23 protein-coding genes are annotated in these 21,366 nt (G+C 68.5%); 15 read left to right on the forward strand and 8 right to left on the reverse strand.

What is annotated here, in order from left to right:
* Positions 1 to 36: 36 nt before the first annotated feature.
* Positions 37 to 936, reverse strand: a complete 900-nt coding sequence (locus ACZ5IK_RS25880) for a PAC2 family protein (protein WP_465490030.1) — start codon at positions 934 to 936, stop codon at positions 37 to 39.
* Positions 937 to 1,128: 192 nt separating this feature from the next.
* Here ACZ5IK_RS25880 and ACZ5IK_RS25885 point away from each other — a divergent pair, with 192 nt between their 5' ends.
* The 5 genes from ACZ5IK_RS25885 (at position 1,129) to hisG (ending at position 5,152) form a co-directional block, all read left to right on the forward strand.
* Entirely contained in the window at positions 1,129 to 1,809 is a 681-nt protein-coding gene (locus ACZ5IK_RS25885) for an HAD family hydrolase (protein WP_465490031.1), read from the forward strand.
* A 55-nt stretch (positions 1,810 to 1,864) separates the two neighbouring features.
* Complete coding sequence (locus tag ACZ5IK_RS25890; RefSeq protein ID WP_465490032.1) at positions 1,865 to 3,328, forward strand: DNA-3-methyladenine glycosylase 2 family protein; 1,464 nt, start codon at positions 1,865 to 1,867, stop codon at positions 3,326 to 3,328.
* Between the two features lie 11 nt (positions 3,329 to 3,339).
* On the forward strand, positions 3,340 to 3,831 hold the full coding sequence (locus tag ACZ5IK_RS25895) for a methylated-DNA--[protein]-cysteine S-methyltransferase (RefSeq protein WP_465490033.1): 492 nt from the start codon (positions 3,340 to 3,342) through the stop codon (positions 3,829 to 3,831).
* 179 nt (positions 3,832 to 4,010) lie between these two features.
* Complete coding sequence (locus ACZ5IK_RS25900; protein WP_101607665.1) at positions 4,011 to 4,274, forward strand: phosphoribosyl-ATP diphosphatase; 264 nt, start codon at positions 4,011 to 4,013, stop codon at positions 4,272 to 4,274.
* 32 nt (positions 4,275 to 4,306) lie between these two features.
* Positions 4,307 to 5,152 (forward strand): ATP phosphoribosyltransferase, encoded by an 846-nt coding sequence (gene hisG / locus ACZ5IK_RS25905; protein WP_465490034.1) that lies wholly within the window; start codon positions 4,307 to 4,309, stop codon positions 5,150 to 5,152.
* Between the two features lie 74 nt (positions 5,153 to 5,226).
* Here the strand turns inward: hisG and ACZ5IK_RS25910 are convergent, their stop codons facing one another.
* The 3 genes from ACZ5IK_RS25910 to ACZ5IK_RS25920 all read right to left on the reverse strand — a co-directional run bounded on the left by ACZ5IK_RS25910 (position 5,227) and on the right by ACZ5IK_RS25920 (position 7,919).
* A complete protein-coding gene (locus ACZ5IK_RS25910; RefSeq protein WP_101607667.1) occupies positions 5,227 to 6,162 on the reverse strand; it encodes a ParA family protein in 936 nt (311 codons plus the stop codon).
* Between the two features lie 67 nt (positions 6,163 to 6,229).
* A complete protein-coding gene (locus ACZ5IK_RS25915; RefSeq protein ID WP_465490035.1) occupies positions 6,230 to 7,015 on the reverse strand; it encodes a thioesterase family protein in 786 nt (261 codons plus the stop codon).
* A gap of 10 nt (positions 7,016 to 7,025) precedes the next feature.
* Positions 7,026 to 7,919, reverse strand: a complete 894-nt coding sequence (locus ACZ5IK_RS25920; protein WP_101607668.1) for a RecB family exonuclease — start codon at positions 7,917 to 7,919, stop codon at positions 7,026 to 7,028.
* Positions 7,920 to 8,047: 128 nt separating this feature from the next.
* Here ACZ5IK_RS25920 and ACZ5IK_RS25925 point away from each other — a divergent pair, with 128 nt between their 5' ends.
* Together ACZ5IK_RS25925 and ACZ5IK_RS25930 are read left to right on the forward strand one after the other, a co-directional pair.
* Positions 8,048 to 9,199, forward strand: coding sequence for a M50 family metallopeptidase (locus ACZ5IK_RS25925; protein WP_465490036.1), 1,152 nt, complete (start codon positions 8,048 to 8,050; stop codon positions 9,197 to 9,199).
* A 58-nt stretch (positions 9,200 to 9,257) separates the two neighbouring features.
* A complete protein-coding gene (locus ACZ5IK_RS25930; RefSeq protein WP_101607670.1) occupies positions 9,258 to 10,082 on the forward strand; it encodes a tRNA (adenine-N1)-methyltransferase in 825 nt (274 codons plus the stop codon).
* 440 nt (positions 10,083 to 10,522) lie between these two features.
* Here ACZ5IK_RS25930 and ACZ5IK_RS25935 read toward each other — a convergent pair whose 3' ends face one another.
* Together ACZ5IK_RS25935 and ACZ5IK_RS25940 are read right to left on the reverse strand one after the other, a co-directional pair.
* Positions 10,523 to 10,972 (reverse strand): hypothetical protein, encoded by a 450-nt coding sequence (locus tag ACZ5IK_RS25935; RefSeq protein WP_410598886.1) that lies wholly within the window; start codon positions 10,970 to 10,972, stop codon positions 10,523 to 10,525.
* A 10-nt stretch (positions 10,973 to 10,982) separates the two neighbouring features.
* Positions 10,983 to 11,831, reverse strand: coding sequence for a hypothetical protein (locus ACZ5IK_RS25940; protein ID WP_465490037.1), 849 nt, complete (start codon positions 11,829 to 11,831; stop codon positions 10,983 to 10,985).
* 362 nt (positions 11,832 to 12,193) lie between these two features.
* Here ACZ5IK_RS25940 and arc point away from each other — a divergent pair, with 362 nt between their 5' ends.
* Positions 12,194 to 13,996 (forward strand): proteasome ATPase, encoded by a 1,803-nt coding sequence (arc, locus tag ACZ5IK_RS25945; protein ID WP_101607673.1) that lies wholly within the window; start codon positions 12,194 to 12,196, stop codon positions 13,994 to 13,996.
* Between the two features lie 61 nt (positions 13,997 to 14,057).
* Here the strand turns inward: arc and ACZ5IK_RS25950 are convergent, their stop codons facing one another.
* Positions 14,058 to 14,969, reverse strand: coding sequence for a DMT family transporter (locus ACZ5IK_RS25950; RefSeq protein ID WP_465490038.1), 912 nt, complete (start codon positions 14,967 to 14,969; stop codon positions 14,058 to 14,060).
* 143 nt (positions 14,970 to 15,112) lie between these two features.
* Between ACZ5IK_RS25950 and ACZ5IK_RS25955 the strand changes: the two genes are divergently transcribed.
* From ACZ5IK_RS25955 to ACZ5IK_RS25965, 3 genes are read left to right on the forward strand one after another with little or no spacing between them, the layout of a single operon-like run.
* Complete coding sequence (locus tag ACZ5IK_RS25955) at positions 15,113 to 15,457, forward strand: hypothetical protein (RefSeq protein WP_465490039.1); 345 nt, start codon at positions 15,113 to 15,115, stop codon at positions 15,455 to 15,457.
* Positions 15,454 to 16,407 carry an aldo/keto reductase gene (locus ACZ5IK_RS25960; protein ID WP_465490040.1) on the forward strand — a complete coding sequence of 318 codons (954 nt, stop codon included), beginning with the start codon at positions 15,454 to 15,456 and terminating at the stop codon, positions 16,405 to 16,407. Before ACZ5IK_RS25955 ends, ACZ5IK_RS25960 begins: the two co-directional genes overlap by 4 nt.
* 55 nt (positions 16,408 to 16,462) lie before the next feature.
* Complete coding sequence (locus ACZ5IK_RS25965) at positions 16,463 to 17,068, forward strand: hypothetical protein (protein ID WP_465490041.1); 606 nt, start codon at positions 16,463 to 16,465, stop codon at positions 17,066 to 17,068.
* Here ACZ5IK_RS25965 and ACZ5IK_RS25970 read toward each other — a convergent pair.
* Positions 17,065 to 17,583 carry an NUDIX hydrolase gene (locus ACZ5IK_RS25970; protein ID WP_465490042.1) on the reverse strand — a complete coding sequence of 173 codons (519 nt, stop codon included), beginning with the start codon at positions 17,581 to 17,583 and terminating at the stop codon, positions 17,065 to 17,067. The genes ACZ5IK_RS25965 and ACZ5IK_RS25970 overlap by 4 nt on opposite strands.
* Before the next feature lie 43 nt (positions 17,584 to 17,626).
* Here ACZ5IK_RS25970 and dop point away from each other — a divergent pair, with 43 nt between their 5' ends.
* From dop to prcA, 4 genes are all read left to right on the forward strand, one after another.
* Positions 17,627 to 19,129 carry a depupylase/deamidase Dop gene (gene dop, locus ACZ5IK_RS25975; RefSeq protein WP_465490043.1) on the forward strand — a complete coding sequence of 501 codons (1,503 nt, stop codon included), beginning with the start codon at positions 17,627 to 17,629 and terminating at the stop codon, positions 19,127 to 19,129.
* 97 nt (positions 19,130 to 19,226) lie between these two features.
* The gene (locus ACZ5IK_RS25980) at positions 19,227 to 19,421 is read left to right on the forward strand and encodes a ubiquitin-like protein Pup (protein ID WP_005150863.1); all 195 of its coding nucleotides are present in this window, start codon (positions 19,227 to 19,229) and stop codon (positions 19,419 to 19,421) included.
* A 73-nt stretch (positions 19,422 to 19,494) separates the two neighbouring features.
* A complete protein-coding gene (prcB, locus tag ACZ5IK_RS25985; protein ID WP_465490044.1) occupies positions 19,495 to 20,331 on the forward strand; it encodes a proteasome subunit beta in 837 nt (278 codons plus the stop codon).
* A gap of 52 nt (positions 20,332 to 20,383) precedes the next feature.
* Positions 20,384 to 21,136: a proteasome subunit alpha gene (prcA, locus tag ACZ5IK_RS25990; RefSeq protein WP_465490045.1), complete on the forward strand. Its 753-nt coding sequence runs from the start codon at positions 20,384 to 20,386 to the stop codon at positions 21,134 to 21,136.
* Positions 21,137 to 21,366: the final 230 nt, after the last annotated feature.

Below are 21,366 nucleotides of genomic sequence, written 5' to 3' on the forward strand. Positions count from 1 at the left end.
CCCTTTCATGACACTTGAGACAGGCCGACGGAGCCGTCAGCCCCGTCCTGGGCCGTCCTGACCGGGACGGCGACGCCGCAGGTACCGCTCGAACTCGGCCGCGATCTTGTCGCCGCTCACGTCGTCCAGCGTGAACTCGGTCTCCGCGTCACCGCGCTCCTCGAGTCCCCGGACGTACTCGGTGATCTCTTCGTCCTCTTCGGCCATCTCGGTGACCGTCCGCTGCCACTCCTCGGCCTGCTCGGGAAGGGCACCGAGCGGGATCTCGACGTCGAGGACGTCCTCGAGCTTGTGCAGCAGCGCGAGCGTGGCCTTGGGCGACGGCGGATGCGAGACGTAGTGCGGCACGGCCGCCCAGATCGACACCGCCGGGACGCCGGCCTGCACGCAGTAGTCCTGCAGAACCCCGACGATGCCGGTCGGGCCCTGGTAGTTGTTCAGCTCCAGACCGAACTGGGAGGCGGTGTCCTTGTCGTACGCCGTCCCGGTGACCGGGACGGGCCGGGTGTGCGCGGTGTCGGCCAGGAGCGCGCCGAGGGTGACGACGGTCGCGACGTCCAACTGCTGGATGTGCTCCAGCAGTTCGGCGCAGAAGGCGCGCCAGCGCATGTTCGGTTCGGGCCCCTGGACCAGCACGATGTCCCGGCTGATGCCTTCCGGGCGGCAAACCGAGAGCCGGGTGGTCGGCCAATCGACCCTTCGGGTGACGCCGTCCACCATGCGCACGGTCGGTCTGCTCACCTGGAAGTCGTAGTACTCGTCCGGACTCAGCTCGCTCAGCGGTGTCGCATCCCAGTTGAGCTGGAGGTGCTCGACCGCCCGGCTGGCCGCGTCACCTGCGTCGTTCCATCCTTCGAAGGCGACGATCATGATCGGCTTGGTGTCATCCGGTTGGTCGCGGCCGGGCCGCTGGGTCTCGTCGACGGGCTCACTCACCGGACCAGCCTACGACCAGGCGGCCGTCCGCCGTTGAGCATGTCCGATCGCCCTGCGTTCGGACGAACTGAGCGAATCCGTCGTAAGCCGACATTTCGGTCAAGATCCTCGGCGTCGGAGTGAATCCGTCTCGGCTACCGTGGGACCGGCGAACGTCGGGTTCGTTCGCCATCTGATCGTGAAGGGGGAGCCGTGACCGAACCGTCCACACGGGACGGACTCGCCGCCGTGCTGTGGGATATGGACGGCACGCTGGTCGACTCGGAGAAGCTGTGGGATGTCGCCCTCTACGAGGCCGTCGAGACCCTCGGTGGCACGTTGACCGAGGAGCAGCGCCTGAGTCTCGTCGGGTCCAATATGGACGAAACGGCCGCTTTCCTGCTCGAAGTGTGCGCCAAGCCCGTCACCCCCGAGTCGATCGCGGAGATGGGGGAGTGGATCCGCAAGCGGACGGCCAACCTCTTCGACGGTCCCCTCCCGTGGCGCCCCGGCGCGCAGGAGCTGCTCGAACTGTTGCGCGCCAACGGCGTGCCGATGGCGCTGGTCACCTCCACCGAACGGTCGCTGACCGAACTCGCCCTCAACACCATCGGCCGCGAGTACTTCGCCGCCACCGTCTGCGGTGATGAGGTCGATGGTCTGAACAAGCCGGACGCCAGGCCGTATCGGCTGGCGGCGGAGTTGCTGGGAGTACCGGCTTCCCGATGTGTCGCGTTCGAGGACTCGCCGCCGGGCGCGGCTTCCGCGGCCGCGGCGGGCTGCACGGTGGTGGTGATCCCGAACGACGTCGACGTCGAGCCGGGAGAGCGGCGTGTGTTCCGCTCGTCACTCGTCGGTCTCGACGTGCGCGCGCTGACCGCGCTCCTGCCCTGACCGCCATGTCGCGTTTTCGCTAGACCCCGGCCACGCGGTCGGTGATGCTGGCTGGGTGCATGAGGATTTCGAGCGTTGCGTCCGGGCGGTCCAGGCGAACGACGACCGGTTCGACGGCTGGTTCTTCACCGCCGTCCGGACCACGCGGATCTATTGCCGGGCGAGCTGCCCGGTCGTCCCGCCCAAACCGGAGAACATGAAGTTCTACCCGAGCGCGGCGGCCGCGCAGGAGGCCGGGTTCCGCGCCTGCAAACGGTGCCGCCCGGACGCGAGTCCCGGTTCGCCGCAGTGGAACGAGCGCGCGGACCTGGTGGCCAGGGCGATGCGGTTGATCGCCGACGGCGTCGTCGACACCGACGGCGTGACCGGCTTGGCCGCCCGGCTCGGGTACAGCGTCCGGCAGGTCGAGAGGCACGTGCGCGCCGAACTCGGCGCGGGCCCGCTCAGTCTCGCCAGGGCCCAGCGCGCGCAGACGGCGCGGCTGCTGATCGAGACGACCGGCCTGTCGATGATCGACGTCGCCCTCGCCGCCGGGTTCGGCAGCGTCCGGACCTTCAACGACACCGTCCGCGAGGTCTTCGCGCTGTCCCCGACCGAGTTGCGCGCCCGGGTCCGCACCGCGCCGGCGACCGCGCCCGGGACGCTGAACCTGCGCCTGCCGTACCGGAAGCCGCTGTTCCCGGACAACCTCTTCGGGCATCTGGTCGCGACCGGCGTTCCCGGTGTCGAGGAATGGCGCGATGGTGCGTACCGCCGGACGCTGCGGTTGCCGCACGGCCCCGCCCTCGTCGCGCTCAAGCCCGAAGACGGTCACATCGGCTGCCGTCTCACCCTGTCGGACTTGCGGGACCTCTCGACCGCGATCAGCCGTTGCCGCCGCCTGCTCGACCTCGACGCCGACCCCGTCGCGGTCGACGAGGCCCTGGCCGCGGACAGCCTGCTCGGCCCGCTCGTGGCGGCGGCGCCCGGCAGGCGGGTGCCGAGGACCGTCGATGGCGACGAGTTCGCCGTCCGCGCCGTGCTGGGCCAGCAGGTTTCCACCGCCGCTGCCCGGACGCACGCCGCCAGGCTCGTCCTCGCACACGGCGATCCGATCGACGATCCGGAAGGCGGCCTCACCCACGTCTTCCCGGACCCCACCGCGCTGGCCGAGATCGACCCGGAAAGCCTCGCGATGCCGCAGAGCCGCAAGCGGACGCTGATCGGCCTCGTCGCCGAACTGAACGACGGCGAGCTCGACCTCGGGGCGGGCAGCGACTGGCAGCGGGCACGGGAACGACTGAACGCGCTGCCCGGCTTCGGACCGTGGACGGTCGAGAGCATCGCGATGCGCTCGCTCGGCGACCCGGACGCCTTCCTGCCGACCGACCTCGGCGTCAAAGTCGCCGCGAAGGGCCTCGGCCTCGGCCAGGCCGCGTTCGCCGAGCGTGCCGAGCAGTGGCGCCCGTGGCGCGCCTACGCCGTCCAGCACCTCTGGGCGACCGGAGACCACCCGATCAACCGGCTGCCCGCCGCCTGAGCAGGAGCATCATGCGCACGCACACCGTCATCGACAGCCAGTACGACCGGCTGACCCTGGTCGCGGACGGCGAAAGCCTCTGCGGCCTGTACATGGTCCAGCAGCGGCATCGCCCAGCGGAGGAGACTTTCGGCCATCCGGATCCGGGCGCGCCGATCTTCGTGGAGACCGAGAAACAGCTCAAGGAGTACTTCGCCGGACAGCGAAAGGATTTCGATCTTCCGATGAGCTTCGGCGGCACCGAATTCCAGCGGATGGTCTGGCAGGGCCTACTCGGAATCCCATATGGCGAGACGGTCTCCTATGGCGAACTCGCCGACCGGCTCGGCAGGCCCACCGCGTCCCGCGCGGTCGGCCTCGCGAACGGGAAGAACCCGATCGGCATCATCGTGCCGTGCCATCGCGTGATCGGCTCCACCGGCGATCTCACCGGCTACGGCGGTGGTGTCGAACGCAAGCGGCTCCTGCTCGACTTCGAACGGGGTGGCTCGACGCTGTTCTGAGTGCCCGTTGGCGGAGCTGAAATGGCCTCGGACAAGTGGCCGTACGCGTGAACCCGCCTCGCCGAAGGCTCCGCTATCGCGGTCGCGGGTTCACCAACAGACTCAGAGGTGTGACGCCGGTGGCATCACACCGGCCCGGGGCAGCGCGACGCGGGCGCGGATGGAAGGATCTCCAGACTGTGAAGACCTTCGATGAGCTGTTCGCCGAGCTTGCCGACCGCGCCCGCACGCGCCCCGACGGTTCCGGCACCGTCGCCGCGCTCGACGCGGGTGTGCACGCGCAGGGCAAGAAGGTGCTCGAAGAGGCGGGCGAGGTGTGGATCGCCGCCGAGCACGAATCCGACGAGAGGCTCGCGGAGGAGATTTCACAGCTGCTGTACCGGTTGCAGGTACTCATGCTCGGCCGTGGACTGTCGACAGAGGACGTGTACCGGTACCTGTGACGCTTTCGCGTCCGGAGAACCAAGGAGAAGCAATGTTGCGTGTCGCCGTGCCTAACAAGGGAGCCCTCGCCGCCGCCGCGTCGGAGATGCTCGGAGAGGCCGGTTACCGCAAGCGACATGAGGCCCGCGATCTGACCGTGCTGGACGCGGTCAACGAGGTCGAGTTCTTCTTCCTGCGTCCCAAGGACATCGCGATCTACGTCGGATCCGGCGAGCTTGATCTCGGCATCACCGGCCGCGACCTCGCGCTCGACTCCGGCGCGCCGGTGGAGGAGATCCTCGGTCTCGGCTTCGGCGGTTCCACATTCCGGTACGCCGCGCCGGCGGGCCGGGACTGGCGGGCCGAAGACCTGCACGGCAAACGGCTCGCGACGTCGTACCCGCGGCTCGTGCGCGAGAACCTGAAGCGGCACGGGGTGGAGGCGGAGGTCATCCGCCTCGACGGCGCCGTCGAGATCTCGATCCAGCTCGGCGTGGCCGACGCCATCGCCGACGTCGTCGAGTCCGGCCGTTCGCTGCGCCAGCACAACCTCGTGGCCTTCGGGGACCCGATCTGCGTCTCGGAAGCGGTGTTGCTGCAGCGGGAGGGTACCGAACACACCCGGCCCAAGGATCAGCTGAAGGCAAGGCTGCAGGGTGTCGTCTTCGCCCAGCACTACATGATGCTGGACTACGACTGCCCGCGTTCGCTGCTCGAGGCGGCCATCGCGATCACGCCGGGCCTCGAGTCGCCGACCGTCGCGCCGCTGGCGGACGATGACTGGGTGGCCGTGCGGGCGATGGTGCCGCGCAAGGAGGTCAACCGGATCATGGACGAACTCGCCGAGACCGGCGCCAAGGCCGTCCTGGCTTCGGACATCCGGGCCTGCCGTCTCTAGATCTCAGACGCTATGAAAGGCCCGTTACTTGCAAAATTTGCAAGTAACGGGCCTTTCATAGCACGCGCTAAGTGCTACCGAGGCCGGTTCGGCTTCTTGGGCATGAGGTCGTAGAGCCGCTTTCGTGCGCCGTTGTCGTTGGCGCTGCGCGTCACCGAGACCTCGGTGATGAAGTCCTCGAAGACGAACTCCTCGTCCGCGGGCACGATCGCCGGGGCCGGATGGTTCTGCAGGTACCCGTCGAGCGTTTCCGCGATCTCCCGGAACGACAGTGCTTGCAGGGTTTCCGGCGCGTAGGTCGTCACGGGCACGCCGTGCGCGGCGGCCTCGTTCATCACCACGCCGAGCGGGACGTGCGAAAGCATCGGGATCCCGAACGTGTACAGCTCTTGCAACGCGGCCGCCGCGTAGTGCGAGATCGGGCGGCGGTACAGCCCGGGAACGAGGCCGTAGTAGGCGATCGGCGGACGGCCGACGGTCTGTTCGACGTAGCGGACCTGGTCCGAAAGCAGGCGCAGCGCCCGGATGCTCGTCCGGTCCGGCTGCACCGGCACGAGGATCCCGTGCGAGGCGGCCAGCGCGTTGTTGGTCAGCACGTCGAGCGCGGGCGGGCAGTCGATGATGACGTGGTCGTAGTTCGCGAACTGGATGACCCTGGCCAGCTGCCAGCCCGGGACGCGGAACTGGTCCAGCCGCCGGATCAGGTCGAACATGCCCGGCGACGTCGGGATGACGTCGAACGCGCCGCCCCGGCCGAGGTTGCTGCGCGGATGCCGCACGGCGAGTTCTTCGATCGGGCCCTTCCACACCTTGGTCAGGGCTTTCGCCAGGCTGGGCATATTCGGCGCCACCTCGTCCAGGCCGAGGAGTTCGGTGGTCGCGTGGCCTTGTGGGTCGAGGTCGATCAGCAGCACCCGGCGGCCGCGTTCGGCCAGTGCCGCCGACGCGCCCACACTGAGTGAGGTCTTGCCGACCCCGCCTTTTTGGTTGACCACCGAGGTGATCTGCATGCCGAAGCGCTCCCTGCGTCTGTTGTTCCGGGAAGGCTATTGGAAACGGGCTCAGAATGCGCGTCTATCAGCCCGCCTGTCGCGGCCGCACCAGCAACGCCTGTGCCCCGGACGCGATCGGCCCGGACGCGTCGTGCAGCGTGGTCGTCGCCGTGCCGATGCCGTTCGGGCCGACCAGGGTGGCCGCGTCGACGCCGATCCAGTCGCCCAGCGGTGGGCGGCGGAGGTGCACTGTCAACTCGGAGTTGATGAACCACCACTCGCGCGGGTCGAGGAAGTTCGAAATCCCGTTGCCGGAGTCGGCCAGGACGAAAAGCCGCTGCAGCGCGCTCGGTTTCTCCCCGTCCACGAGGGCGACACGCTGACGCCCCCAGACCGTCGCGGGACCGGGTTCGTCCAGCGCGCCGCTGACACGCCGCCATTCGACGGCGTCGAGGTAGCCGCCGTGCCAGCCTTCGGGCCAGTTCGACGTCGGCAGGCGCTCCGGCGTCGGCAGGGCGGGACCTTCCGCCGTGGCCACGGAGGTGGTGTCCGAGGTCGCGATGCGCCATGCGGAGGCGCGGGCGATGACCCTCTCCCCGTGGGCGAGCTCGGCCTCCAGCAACTCGACCGACCGGCCGGGGCGTTCCACCCAGGCCCGCACCGAAAGCTCCTTCAGCGGCGCAGGCCCGAGGATCTCGATCGTCACCCGCGCCAGCTGGCTCGCGTGCGGCGCTTCGACCTCTTCGAGTGCGCGGACCAGCAACGCCGAGGGCGGCCCGAAGTGCTGAGCGTCCGGGGTCCACGGTCCGGCGGTGTGCGGGGTCGGGACGAAGAGACCGTCGCCGGACGGCACGTAGAAGGCTTCTGTCACACCGGGCACCCTAATCCGCGCGGTCCAAAACGGACTCCTCGCCGGGATCCGGCTCGGGCCAGCCGGGGTACGGCGGGGGAGTGCCGCCGTACTGCGGGCAGAGCGCCTGGTGATCGCACCACGCGCAGAGTTTGCTCGGATTGGGCCGGAAATCGCCGGTCTTGCCCGCTTTGAGGATCGCCTGCCAGATCGCCTCGAGCGTGCGCTCGAACCGGACCAGCTCGCCCTCGTCGGGGGTGTAGGCGAGGGACTGCCCGTCGGTGAGGTACATCAGTTTCAGCTGACGCGGCACGACCCCGCGAAGCCGCCAGAGGACCACGGCGTAGAACTTCATCTGGAACATCGCCTTGGCCTCGCCGATCTCACGGGGCGCGGCACCGGTCTTGTAGTCGACGACGCGGATCTCGCCGGTCGGCGCCACGTCCAGCCTGTCGACGTAGCCCCGCAGCAGCACCCCGGAGCCCAGCTCGATCTCGACGTGCAGCTCGCACGCTTCGGGCTCCAGCCGGCTCGGATCCTCGAGGCCGAAGTAGGTGTCGACGAGTTGCTCCGCCGAAGAAAGCCAGGACGTGACGGCCTCGGGATCGTCCTGATCGAACAGCTCGATCCATTCCGGACGTTCCGCGGACAGGTCCTCCCACGCCGGTGCGAGCAGGTCCTTGGCCTGCGGCGGGGTGCGATCGGCCTGCGGAAGGGAGAACAGGCGCTCCAGCACGGAATGCACCAGCGTGCCGCGAAGCTGGGCCTTCGTCGGGATCTCGGGAAGTCTGTCGACCGCGCGGAAGCGGTAGAGCAGCGGGCACTGCTTGAAGTCGCTGGCACGCGACGGGGACAGGGCCGGCCGACGGCGCGGGACTTCGGCGCCGGGCGGCGGATCGGCGGTGACCGTGTCGGTGTCGGGCATGCAGGGAGGGTAGCGCCGGGTACCGACAGTTCCGGGACTGCGACGCACCGGAGTGGCCTGACCGACACCACCCGGACGGGAAGGGCGGGTTACCCGCACCCCACACCTGGGCATCTACGCTCTGACACATGGCGGTGACGGGTGAGCAGGGCCCGCCTCGACGAGGCGTGGCACCGGACGGTGGGCTCCTGCTGTTCCGCGTCTCCGGGATCCCCGTGCTGCTCGCTCCGTCGTGGTGGATCGGCTCGCTGGTCATCGTGGTGCTCTACACGCCACTGGTCGGCCGGTTCCTGCCCGGCGCGACGACGCTGACCTCGTGGCTGCTGGCGGCCGCGTTCGCGGTCCTGCTGGGGCTTTCGGTGCTGGCACACGAACTCGGGCACTGCCTGGTGGCACTGCGCCTCGGCATCCCGGTCCGGCGCCTGCGCCTCTTCCTCCTCGGCGGCCTCTCCGAGGTGGCGAGGACCCCGCGCCAGCCTCGGCAGGAAGGACTCGTCGCCGCCGCGGGACCGGCGGTTTCGTTGCTGCTCGGCGCTTTCTGCGGGCTGCTCATGTTCGCCGTCCCGCCGGAGAGCGCGGCGTGGCTGCTCATCGCCGAATGCGCCGTCGCGAACTTCGCCGTCGGGATCTTCAATCTCCTGCCCGGGCTCCCGCTCGATGGCGGGCGCCTGGTCCGCGCCGGCGTCTGGGCGGCCACGGGCCGCCGGGACAAGGGCACCCGGGCCGCCGTCGTCGGTGGCGGTGTCGTCGCGGCCGGACTGATCGTCTGGGCGCTGTGGGGGCTGGCGGCGGGCAGTGAAGACCGCTGGCTCCGGCTCGGTGTCTGTGTCGTGACAGCGTGGTTCGTGATCCTCGGCGCGCGAAGCGAACTCGCCGCCGAAACCCGTCGAGGCTGGCCAGAAGGCGTGCGGCTGAGCGAACTCGTCCGGCCGGTTCTCCAGCTTCCCGCGGAAAGCCCCGTTTCGGACGCGCTGGCCGCTTCTGCGGGCCGTGGAGTGGTCCTGGTGCGTGCCGACGGTGTGGCTGCCGGGTTGCTCGACGAGCAGGCCGCCGCGCAGCTGGCGGGAACGTCGCCGCACGCGCCGGCGGAGATGGCCGCGGAGCCGATCCGCGCCGACACCGTGCTGCTTTCCTCGGAGTCGGGGGAGGAGATCGCCGAGCGCGTCCGGGAAACCGCCGCGTGGCAGTTCCTCGTCGTGGACGACGACGGCAGGCCCGCGGGCGTGCTCCGGCGCGAGGACCTGCGCGCCGCGATGACCAGGAGCCGACCCCCGGCGTAGCCCGGGACGGCCACCTGCGAGGATCGGTCGTCGATCAGTTCGCGCGTATGGAGGTTCAGTGTCGGTCCGTGGGCCGTTTCGTATTGGTGACCGGGTTCAGCTGACCGACTCCAAGGGGCGGCACTACACCATGGTGCTCGCCGAAGGACAGCAATATCACACCCATCGCGGCGCGTTGGCGCACGACGACGTGATCGGCGCGCAGGAGGGTTCGGTCGTCACTTCGGCCGGCGGCAGCAACTATCTGGCGCTGCGCCCGCTGCTGCCGGACTACGTGCTGTCGATGCCGCGCGGCGCGCAGGTGATCTACCCGAAGGACGCCGCGCAGATCGTGATGTGGGGCGACATCTTCCCGGGCGCGCGGGTGCTCGAGGCCGGCGCCGGTTCCGGCGCGCTGACCTGTTCGCTGCTGCGGGCGGTCGGGCCGGAGGGCACCGTCCAGTCCTACGAGATCCGGGACGACCACGCCGAGCACGCCGAGCGGAACGTGGAAAAGTTCTTCGGCCACAAACCGGACAACTGGTCGCTGACGGTCGCGGATCTGTCGACGCACACCGGCGAGGTCGACCGGGTGGTGCTCGACATGCTGGCTCCGTGGGACCAGCTGGAGACGGTCGCCGCGCATCTGGTGCCCGGCGGGGTGCTCACGGTCTATGTGGCGACGGTCACACAGCTTTCGCGGATCACGGAGGCCTTGCGAGAACAGCAGTGCTGGACCGAGCCGGAATCCTTCGAGACGCTCATGCGACCCTGGCACGTCGTGAGCCTCGCGGTGCGGCCGGACCACCGGATGGTCGCGCACACCGCGTTCCTGCTGACGGCTCGCCGTCTGGCCGACGGCACGGTCTCGCCGCGGGTCCACCGCCGCTCCGGCAAGGGCTGACCGCGAAACGCTGATACTCGTGAGTGGTAAGGACGGTTCTGGTGGACCCGTGTTTGCCTACGCCGCTGGATCCTGGGTGAGCGGGGAGGATTTGGGGCGTTGAGCGTCCTAAATCCTCCCCGCTCGGCTGCCGTCCGCGGGGTTGCCGGGGTGGCATGGTCTTGATCGACGGAGGATTGGGGACGTTGAGTGTCCCCGATCCTCCGTTGATCAAGCCCCGTGACCGGAACACTCCCGTCGACGATGAAGGAATCGGGACACTCAACGTCCCAATTCCTTCATCGTCGACATCCGGCACACGCGTGAGCCGTCAGTTCGTGGTGGCCGCGTGGACCGAGAACGGAGCGGGCTCCTCGACTCCCGCACCCCACCTTCACCCTGGTCACGCGTAGGTAGGCAAATACCGGTCCGCTCTAACCGTCCTTACCACTCACGAGAGATCACGGCACGCACCACTTGCCCTCGCGCTTCTTCAGCGGGAAAGGTGTGTCCTTCTGTCCGCCCGCGCCCTCGACGTGCACGGTCACCGTCGCCGAATCGCCGCTGACCGTCGGCGGGTCGGGGACGGTCGCGGACACCTTGCCCGCCGCCTCCCACTTCCGCTTGAGCTCGGCCAGATCGGCCGACGACTGCTGGACGCAGGTGAGCTTGCCGAACGCGGTCGCGTCGTGGTTGACGATGGCCGCGGCGATCGCCTTGCCGACCACCTCGACCGCGGCCACGTCCGGATCCACCGGGACCGGACGGGACTGACTCGGCCACGACGGGGGCGCGGCGGTGCTCGACGCGGCCGGGTCGGAGCCGGACGGGGCCACCAGCAGCAGCCCCACCACGACACCCACCACGACCGCGCCGCATCCGGCGAGAACGGCGATCAGCCTGCTGGACACCGGTTCCGAGTCAGCGCTTCGCGCCGGTGAAGCACCAGAGGTCCGATTCCTTCTTGAAGTTGAGGACCCCTGATTCGGTCTTGCCGTTCGTGGTGGCCGTGATCGGGAGCTTGGCCGACTCTCCGGTGGTCGCCAGGTCCCCGGACTTCGTGATTTTGAGGTCCTTGGCGATCGAGATGTCGTCCTTGGTGTTCACACTGCGGCAGGCCGACTGCGCGACCGTCTTGCCATCGCCCGAGTTGTAGGCGTTGAACACGGCGTCCGCGACCTCTTCGGGCGTCGCCTTGCCCAGTGGGGCGGGCCCGGAGCCCTTGGTCGCCGAGGTGCTGGGCGAGCTGGACTTGCTCCGGGTCGACGAAGTGGACGGCTTCGAGGACGAGGAAGCGGAACCCGTCGGGGCGGCGCTGCTCGAACTGGCAGGCGGGGCCGCGGTCGGGTTGTCGTCGCCGGAGTTCAGGGCGATGACGAGGGCGGTGACACCGCCGCCGACCAGTACGACCGCGCCGACCGCGATGCCGACGATCAGTCCGGTCTTCTTTTTCTTGGGCGGCTCACCACCGTAGCCGCCGCCTTCCTGCGGGTAGGCGTTGTAACCGCCCTGCTGCTGACCGTACGGATCCGGCTGGCCGAACTGCTGCGTGGCACCGGGGTATCCCTGCTGGGGCTGCGGGCCGCTCTGCGGGTAGCCACCTTGCTGCTGACCGTACGGGTCCTGTCCGTACTGACCAGGCTGCTGCTGACCGTACTGGCCGCCACCGGGGTATCCCTGCTGCGGCTGGGCGCCGCTCTGCGGGTACCCGCCCTGCTGGCCGTACGGATCCTGTCCGTAGCCGCCGGGCTGCTGCGGCGGGTAAGTCATGGCTGATGCCCCCTAGCTGTTCTGCGAAAATGCTCAACACGACAGGCCGGTCCGCCTCCCCGGCGAACGTCGCCCGATGCTAGCCATCGAGCCGGATCGCCGCTCGATTAGGGCCGAACTGATACCGGAAACCCGTTTGCACCCGGACGGAGCCGGGTAGTCCGCCGCAGGTCAGGGCAGGTGGACGGAATGTGACCATGAGAGTGCCGGACCCGGCACCGGGATGGCCCCTTGCGCGGTGTGAACGTACGTGCTGTCAGGTCGTCCGGAACGCGACGCGCCGATCTTGTGATGCGGAAAGGCCTTTTATTGTCGGTGATCGCCGGTACCGTGGAATGAAAAGCACTCCGAGGAGGTGCCCAATGCATCATGACCTTCCCGGAGGTCGGCGCGAGGAGGCCGACCCTTCAGAAACGACCGGAGCTGGAACCACGTCCGACGAGCAGGCACGTCAAATTCGCTTCCTCGAGGAGGAAGTGGCCCTGCTGCGCCGGAAGCTCACCGATTCGCCACGTCAGAACCGAGTCCTGGAGCAGCGACTCGCCGAGGCGTCGGAACGAGTGAGCCAACTCACTGAACGCAACACGAAACTGGTCGAGACGCTCCGCGAGGCGCGTGGCCAGTTGCTCGCGTTGCGAGAGGAGGTCGACAGGCTGGCCCAGCCTCCGAGCGGTTACGGCGTGTTCGTGACCGCGTACGAGGACAACACGGTGGACGTGTTCACCGCGGGCCGCAAGATGCGGGTCTCGGTCTCACCCGCGGTCGAGGTCTCGTCGCTGCAGCGCGGACAGGCGTTGCGGCTCAACGAGGCGCTGACCGTCGTAGAAGGCGGTGACTTCGAGAAGATCGGCGAGGTCTGCGCGCTGCGCGAGGTGCTGGCCCCGGACGTCGAGGGCGGCAGCCCCCGTGCGCTCGTGGTCGGGCACGCGGACGAGGAGCGGGTCGTCCTGCTCTCCGATCCGCTGGCCGAGCAGCCCCTCAAACCGGGCGATTCCCTGCTGGTGGACTCGAAAGCCGGTTACGCCTACGAGCGTGTGCCGAAGGCGGAGGTCGAGGATCTCGTGCTGGAGGAGGTGCCCGACGTCCAATACGAGGACATCGGTGGCCTCACCCGGCAGATCGAGCAGATCCGCGACGCCGTCGAGCTTCCGTTCCTGCACGCTGATCTCTACCAGGAGTACCAGCTGCGCCCGCCGAAGGGCGTGCTGCTCTACGGGCCTCCTGGCTGCGGTAAGACCCTCATCGCCAAGGCGGTGGCCAACTCGCTCGCCAAGAAGGTCGCGGAAGCACGCGGCGATGCGGCGGACGGGAAGTCCTACTTCCTGAACATCAAGGGTCCGGAGCTGTTGAACAAGTTCGTCGGGGAGACCGAGCGGCATATCCGCCTGATCTTCCAGCGGGCTCGGGAGAAGGCCTCCGAAGGCACCCCGGTGATCGTGTTCTTCGACGAGATGGACTCGATCTTCCGCACCCGCGGTTCGGGCGTGTCCTCCGACGTGGAGACCACGATCGTCCCGCAGCTGCTCTCGGAGATCGACGGTGTCGAGGGCCTGGAGAACGTCATCGTCATCGGCGCCTCCAACCGTGAAGACATGATCGACCCGGCGATCCTGCGGCCGGGCCGGCTCGACGTCAAGATCAAGATCGAGCGTCCGGACGCCGAAGGCGCGAAGGACATCTTCTCCAAGTACCTGTCCGACGGTCTGCCGATCCACGCGGACGACCTGGCAGAGTTCGGCGGTGACCGCAGGGCGACGTTCGACGCGATGATCCAGCACACCGTCGAGCGCATGTACGAGGAGACGGACGAGAACCGGTTCCTCGAGGTCACCTACGCCAACGGTGACAAGGAGGTCCTGTACTTCCGTGACTTCAACTCGGGCGCGATGATCCAGAACATCGTGGACCGGGCGAAGAAGTCGGCCATCAAGTCTGTGCTGGAGACCCAGCAGCCCGGCTTGCGCGTGCAGCACCTGCTGGACGCGATCGTCGACGAGTTCGCGGAGAACGAGGATCTGCCCAACACCACCAACCCGGACGACTGGGCCCGGATCTCCGGCAAGAAGGGCGAGCGGATCGTCTACATCCGCACGCTCGTCACCGGCAAGAACCAGGATTCGGGGCGGGCGATAGACACCGCCACGAACACCGGTCAGTACCTGTAAGGCGAGAACCGAAGGGGCCCTTCATCGCGCAACACGCGGTGAAGGGCCCCTTCGGTTCGGTTCACACGGCCACAGGTTCCTTGAGCTTCTTACGCAGGCTCAGCCGCCCGTGCGCGGCGAGGATGCCCAGGACGACGAGCAGCGCGCCGACGGGCTGGTTCCACGCCAGGGGTTCGTCGAGCACCAGGACACCGAGCAGCACACCCACAACGGGTGTGAGGTAGGTCACCGCCGACGCGTTCGACGCGCCCCACGCCGCGATGATCGACGCGTTCCAGGCGTAGGCGAGCCCGGTGCCCAGCGCCCCGAGCGCGATCATGCTGAGGACGATCGTCGTGTCGAGGTGCACCGGCGTCGTCGCGATAAACGGTGCGAGCACCAGCATGACGACGGCGCCACAGCAGACCTGCCCGAGCGCGATGGTCGGGGCGTCGAGGTTCCGCCAGGAGATGAACCGCCGCACGTAGACGAACGAGATCCCGTAGCAGGTCGTCGCGCCGAGGCACGCCAGCTGCGCTGTCAGCTCGTGGGAGACGTCTATTCCTTGCCAGACTCCGACGATGGTGAGCACGCCGAGGAAACCGAGGACCAGGCCGGTCGTCCGGGCCTTCGTGAACCGCTCGGAGGGCAGCGCGGCTGCCGCGATGAGCATGGTGATCAGCGGGGTCGTCGCGTTGAAGATGCTCGCGAGCCCGGAGGAGATGTACTGCTCGGCCCAGGAGAACAGCAGGAACGGGATGACGCACAGCAGCACGGAAACGACCGCGAGATGGCCCCACACCGCCGGATCGCGGGGGAGTGGCTTTCGGCGCCAGGCGGCGATGGCGATCAGCGCCAGCGCGCCGAGGCAGACGCGGGAGAGCGCCACCTGAGCGGGCGACAGGCCGGTGAGCCCGACTTTGATGAACAGAAAACTAGCGCCCCATACGATCGCGAGTGCCGCGAATCGGATCGCGATACCGAAACGTCCCAATTGTCCTTCTCCTGAGCCCTCGACTTCGACCTCAGTGAATCGGGAATCCACTGTGCACTCCAGCGGTTTTCGGACGATGTGTCCGACGCCTCCGGCGCGCCGCCCGGCCGAGTCGAGCGTATAACGCCCTATACTTCGGGGCTGTGAGCGAATCCTCCGGGCGCCCGCGCGCGCCGATCACCGAGGCCGATGTCCTGGCGTGGCTGGAAACGACGGCGGCCGCCGTCCAGGCCGGGGAGGTGAGCGCTCCCGAACTGATCGACATCCTGGGGGAGTTGCGGCGCGCCTCAGCGGCCTGCGCCGACGCGTCCGACTGGGCGCTGCTCGCCGCCAGGGAAGAGGGCGCCAGCCTCCGTCAGATCGCGCCCGTCTTCGGCAAGGGTTACGTTCGGGCTCCGGCGGCCCGCCTCGAAAAGCTCCACCGGCAGGCGCAGAATTCGAGTCAATGGCTCGCCATCCTCCGCCACAAGAACGAAGGAGCCCGGTGACAGCCTCGGAAATCCCGGTCGGCGAACGGATCGCCGTCGGACTGGCGGCGCTCGGCAGGCCCGCGTACATCAACCTCGGCCGGGTCGACGCGCTGCCGCCCGGACGCGGGTTCGAGGCGATGCGCGCGGCGACCTACGACGTGCTGGACGACGCGTACCGCGCGGGCGTCCGCTGGATCGACGTCGCCCGTTCGTATGGTTCTTCGGAGGAGTTCCTCGCCGGGTGGCTCGCCGATCGCGCCCACGCGGACGTGACGGTGTCGAGCAAATGGGGCTACCGCTACGTGGGGGAGTGGAAGCTCGACGCGGAAGTGCACGAGGTCAAGGAGCACACCGCGGCACGGTTCGCCGGGCAATGGGCGGAAACCGTTGACCTGCTGGGGAAAGCGGTCACGCTCTACCAAGTCCACTCGCTCACTGTGGACAGTCCGCTGTTCACCGACGAGCGGCTCGTCGGCGCGCTGGCCGAACTCGCCGCCGGCGGTGTCCCGGTGGGGTTCTCGACGTCCGGGCCCGCGCAGGCCGACGCGATCCGCCGGGCGTTCGAACTGGAAGTGTCCGGGACGCCGGTGTTCAGTGCCGTGCAGTCGACGTGGAATCTGCTCGAACCCTCGGCCGGCCCGGCGCTCGCGGAAGCGCACGCGGCCGGGAAACGGGTGCTGGTCAAGGAAACCGTCGCGAACGGACGGCTGGTGGTCGAGCCGCCGCCGGTGCTCGCGCGGATCGCGCGGGAACACGAGGCAGGCCCGGACGCGGTGGCGATCGCGGCGGTCCTGGCGCAGGACTGGCGGCCGGTCGCGGTCATCGGCCCGTCGAGCACGGCGCAGCTCGCGGAGAATCTCGTTGCCACCAAGGTGAAGCCGACCGCGGCCGAACTCGCGGAGCTGGCCGCGCTCGCCGAGGAACCGGTCGCCTACTGGCGGCACAGGTCCTGCCTCGGCTGGCATTGAGGGGCTGGACTAGTCTCGCGGCAAACGTCTGGCGGGTCACCGGGGAGGCTTGAGGGTGCGTCATCGGCAGGTTCTCGCGGTGGCGACGGTCGCGCTGTTCGGTTTGTCCGGCTGCGCGGACCGGCCCAACGACCTCGACACCTATTACGACGACCCGACGCCCACGCCGACGGCCGAACCGGTGCAGCCTTCGGTCAAGCCGCAGGCCGCCCCGGTTCCGCCCTCGTCGACCCAGGCTCCGGTCCCCGCGGCCGTTTCCGCCGCGTTGCTGACCGACGAAGACGTCGCCGAGGAAGAAGTCGTCCCGGGCGAGAGCAAGGTGTCCGGCTGTCTGACCGGTCTCACCCGCGGCACGAGCCGCTCGACGGCCTGGTCGTACCCGAGTGGCTCGACACTGGAACATCAGGTGACCGAGTACACCGACCGTGACGGTTCGGACGTCGTCACCCAAGCGGTCTGCGAAGGCAAGAAGCTCACGCTGACGAAGCAGTCCGGTATCGAGGTGCAGCGGGCTTGGTGCGAAGGCACGACGTGCACCGTGTTGCTCGCCAAGGGTAAGCTCGTCTCCGCGCTCAGCGTGACCGCCGGAACCGAGGCACGGGCGACCGACGCGGCGAAGCGGCTGCTGCCGCTCGTCGCGCAGCGCCTCCGTTCGGTCTAGCGGGCGGCTTCCCGCCGGAACCACTCCAGCGCGCCGAGACGTCCGTCCGGGATGAACCGGCTTTCCGGATCGTCGAGCCACGAACGCAACTCGTCCAGCGTCAGCCACCGTCCTTCGACCACTTCGGACGGCTGATGGACGAAGGGGCCGTCCCAGCGCGTTTCGAAGGCGAAGTTGTGGCAGCGGATCGTGTCGTCGTCGGTGATATGGACGAAAAGCGGCCGCAGTTCCACTCCGTGAACACCCAGTTCTTCAGCCAGTTCGCGCCGGGCGCACTCCTCGGGCGTCTCGCCCGCCGCGACGATGCCGCCCGCCCAGCAGTCCCAAGTGGAGGGATAGACGTCCTTCGTGGGAGTGCGCAGATGCACGTAGACGGAGCCTCCGTCACTCGAACGGACCAACACCACGCCCGCCGCGTGCCAGAGTCCTTCGGCGCGGACCCGGGACCGGGTGGCCGCTCCCACGACGGTTCCGCCGAGGTCATAGAGCGCAACGAGTTCGTCACTGCCTGACATGGGGGGCATCGTCGCACGCCTCCGACCCCGTAGGGTGGTGGGTATGCGGCGGATCATGGGAACCGAAGTCGAGTACGGCATCGCGGTGCCGGGCGACGCGACGGCGAACCCGGTACTTACCTCGACCCAGGTCGTGTTGGCCTACGCGGCCGCGGCGGACATCCCGCGGGCAAGGCGGGCTCGCTGGGACTACGAGGTGGAATCGCCACTGCGCGACGCCCGTGGTTTCGACCTGACCGGCCCGAGCGGCCCTGGGCACGATCCGGACGTCGAGGATCTCGGCGCGGCGAACGTGATCCTGACCAACGGCGCGCGGCTGTACGTCGACCACGCTCACCCGGAGTATTCGGCGCCCGAGGTGACGAACGCGCGCGACGCGGTCATCTGGGACAAGGCGGGCGAGCGCGTCATGGAGGAGGCGGCGCGCAAGGCCGCCACCGTTCCCGGCCAGCCGCCGTTGCAGCTGTACAAGAACAACGTCGACGGCAAGGGCGCGAGCTACGGCACGCACGAGAACTACCTGATGCAGCGGTCGACCCCGTTCACCGCGGTGATCGCGGGACTGACGCCGTTCTTCGTGTCCCGCCAGGTGATGACGGGTTCGGGACGCGTCGGGGTCGGGCAGCAGAGCGAGGAAGCAGGCTTCCAGCTTTCGCAGCGTTCCGACTACATCGAGGTCGAGGTCGGCCTGGAGACGACGCTCAAGCGCGGGATCATCAACACCCGCGACGAGCCGCACGCCGACGCGGACAAGTACCGCCGCCTGCACGTCATCATCGGCGACGCGAACCTGGCCGAGTACTCGACGTACCTCAAGGTCGGGACGACGGCGCTGGTGCTGGACCTGATCGAGGCGGGCATCCGGTTCGACGACCTGAAACTGGACGAGCCGGTGCGCGCGGTGCACCAGATCAGCCACGACCCGACGCTGAAGGCGAAGGTGGCGCTGGCCAACGGCCGGAAGTACACCGGGCTGGACCTGCAGTTCGCCTACCACGAGATCGCGTCGGCGAACCTGGAGCGCACCGGTGCTGACGAAGCCTCCAAGGAGGTCCTGCGGGTCTGGGGCGAGATCCTGGACGCGCTGGCGCGGGACCCCCAGGAATGCGCGGACAGGCTGGACTGGCCGGCGAAGCTGCGGTTGCTCGAGGGCTACCGCGCTAGGGACCAGCTGGCCTGGGGCGCGCCGCGGTTGCGGCTGGTCGACCTGCAGTACTCGGATGTCCGGCTGGACAAGGGCCTGTACAACAGGCTCGTCACCAGGGGCTCGATGAAGCGCCTGGTGACCGAGGAGGAGGTGCAGGAGGCGATCACGAACCCGCCTTCGGACACCAGGGCCTACTTCCGGGGCCGCACGCTGGAGAAGTACGCCAGCTCCATCGCCGCGGCGTCCTGGGATTCGGTCATCTTCGACGTCGGCAGGGAATCGCTGGTGCGGATCCCGACGTTGGAGCCGTTGCGGGGCACGAAGGCCCACGTGGGGAAGTTGCTGGACGACTCCGCGACCGCCGAGGAGCTGGTGGAGGCGCTCACCGGTTCGGACTAGCGGGATTTCCTTTCATCGGGGTTAAGCGATCACGGATCCCACGGAATGTCGGGACCGCTGGGTAGGCTAGGAAACATCGGCCACACCGGGAGGCGAGATGGCTCAGGAAAAGATCGAAAAGCACGGCGGAGGCGACTCGGACGAAGAGTTCGAGGGCGGCGGTCCGGCGGGCCAGGAGCGGCGCGAGAAGCTTGGTGAGGACGTCGACACGATCCTCGACGAGATCGACGACGTGCTCGAAGAGAACGCCGAGGACTTCGTCCGTGCGTACGTGCAAAAGGGCGGCGAGTAACTCGTTCCAGGCGGCCGGGTGCGGCCGCCTGTGCGGAGCCGGCGGATCACACAGATGGGAACTTTGAGCACGTATGGAACACACCTCGGGTAAGTCGGCGCTGCCCGCCGCGTACTTCTCGTCGGCGACGTCGTCGTTCTCGGACTTCCTTCGGGCGCAGGCGCCCGAGCTGCTCCCGGAACGGCGTGTCGCGGCCGGCGCGGGCGGGCTGGACGCGCCGCACGGTACGACGATCGTCGCGGTCAAGTTCGCGGGCGGGGTGCTGATCGCCGGTGACCGGCGGGCGACGTCGGGCAACCTGATCGCTTCGCGCGACATGGAGAAGGTGCACGTCACCGACGAGTATTCGGCGGTGGGAATCGCGGGCTCGGCCGGGCTGGCGATCGAGATGGTGCGGTTGTACGCGGTCGAACTGGCGCACTACGAGAAGATCGAGGGTGTTTCGCTCTCGCTCGACGGCAAGACGAACAAACTCGCCGGGCTGGTGAAGTCCAACCTCGAGATGGCGATGGCGGGCCTGGCCGTGCTGCCGCTGTTCGTCGGATACGACCTCGACGCGGAAGACGCGAAGCACGCGGGCCGGATCGTCTCGTACGACGCGACGGGCGGCCGGTACGAGGAGAGCGCCGGGTACCACGCCATCGGTTCGGGTTCGCTGTTCGCGAAGGGCTCGCTGAAGAAGCTGTACGACCCGGACGCGGACGCCGAAGGCGCGATCCGGGTGGCGGTGGAAGCGTTGTACGACGCGGCGGACGATGACACCGCGACCGGCGGGCCGGATCTGGTGCGCCGGATCTTCCCGACGATCGTGACGGTCACCGCGGAACAGGGTGCGGTGGCGTTGCCGCTCGAACAGACCACCGCGGTGGCCGAGGCGATCGTGGCCACGCGAGCCGAGCGCGGACGCTAGCCGTCCTCCCTGTCCCTTTTCCGATGAGAGCCAGAAAGAGCGGAGCACCACAGTGACGATGCCGTTGTACGCCTCTCCCGAGCAGTTGATGCGGGAGCGCTCGGAGCTCGCGCGCAAGGGAATCGCGCGCGGCCGGAGTGTGGTCGCGCTGAAGTACCGCGGTGGCGTGCTGTTCGTGGCCGAGAACCCCTCGGCGACGTTGCACAAGGTGTCGGAGATCTACGACCGGATCGGCTTCGCGGCCGTGGGCCGCTACAGCGAGTTCGAGAACCTGCGGGTCGCCGGTATCCGGCACGCGGACTTGAAGGGCTACCAGTACGACCGGCGGGACGTCAGCGCGCGTGCGCTGGCGAACGCGTACGCCGCGACACTGGGCAGCATCTTCACCGAACAGCTGAAGCCGTTCGAGGTGGAGGTCTGCGTCGCCGAGGTCGGCGCGACCGCGGCCGAGGACCAGCTGTACCGGTTGACCTACGACGGTTCGATCTTCGACGAGCCGAAGTTCGTCGTGATGGGCGGTCAGGCCGACACGCTCACCACGAAGCTGAAAGAGAGCTACGAGCCGGACCTGGAGCTGGAGGTGGCACTCGGGGTCGCCGTGAAGGCGTTGCGCGACAACACCCCGACGCCCACGAACGGCGACTCGGACCCGGTGAAGCTCGAGGTCGCCGTGCTCGAGCGGGAACGCCGCGGACGCAAGTTCCGCCGGGTCGCCGGGGCGGCGCTGGACGCGCTGCTTCCCGCCGAGCCGGAGAAGGACGAGTCCGAGGACGACAAGCCCGAAGGCGAGTCCAAGAAGGACTGAGTCTCAAGTACGTGAAGGCCCCTTTCCCCGCGTCTGTCGTGGGGAAAGGGGCCTTCATGTGTTTGGGGTCCGGTGTGGACGGTGGGCGTGGAGTGTGGTGGGTCGGGTTGGTCGTGGGGGGGGGGTTTTGGTGGGGCCCAAAAAACAAACCCCCACCACCCACGGCGAGGGAGAAAAAAAAGGCCATAGGTCCAAATGGGGGAGAGGCCCACCACCCTCTGTGGCCACCC

The sequence above is a fragment of the Amycolatopsis sp. NPDC031561 genome (assembly GCF_055580625.1).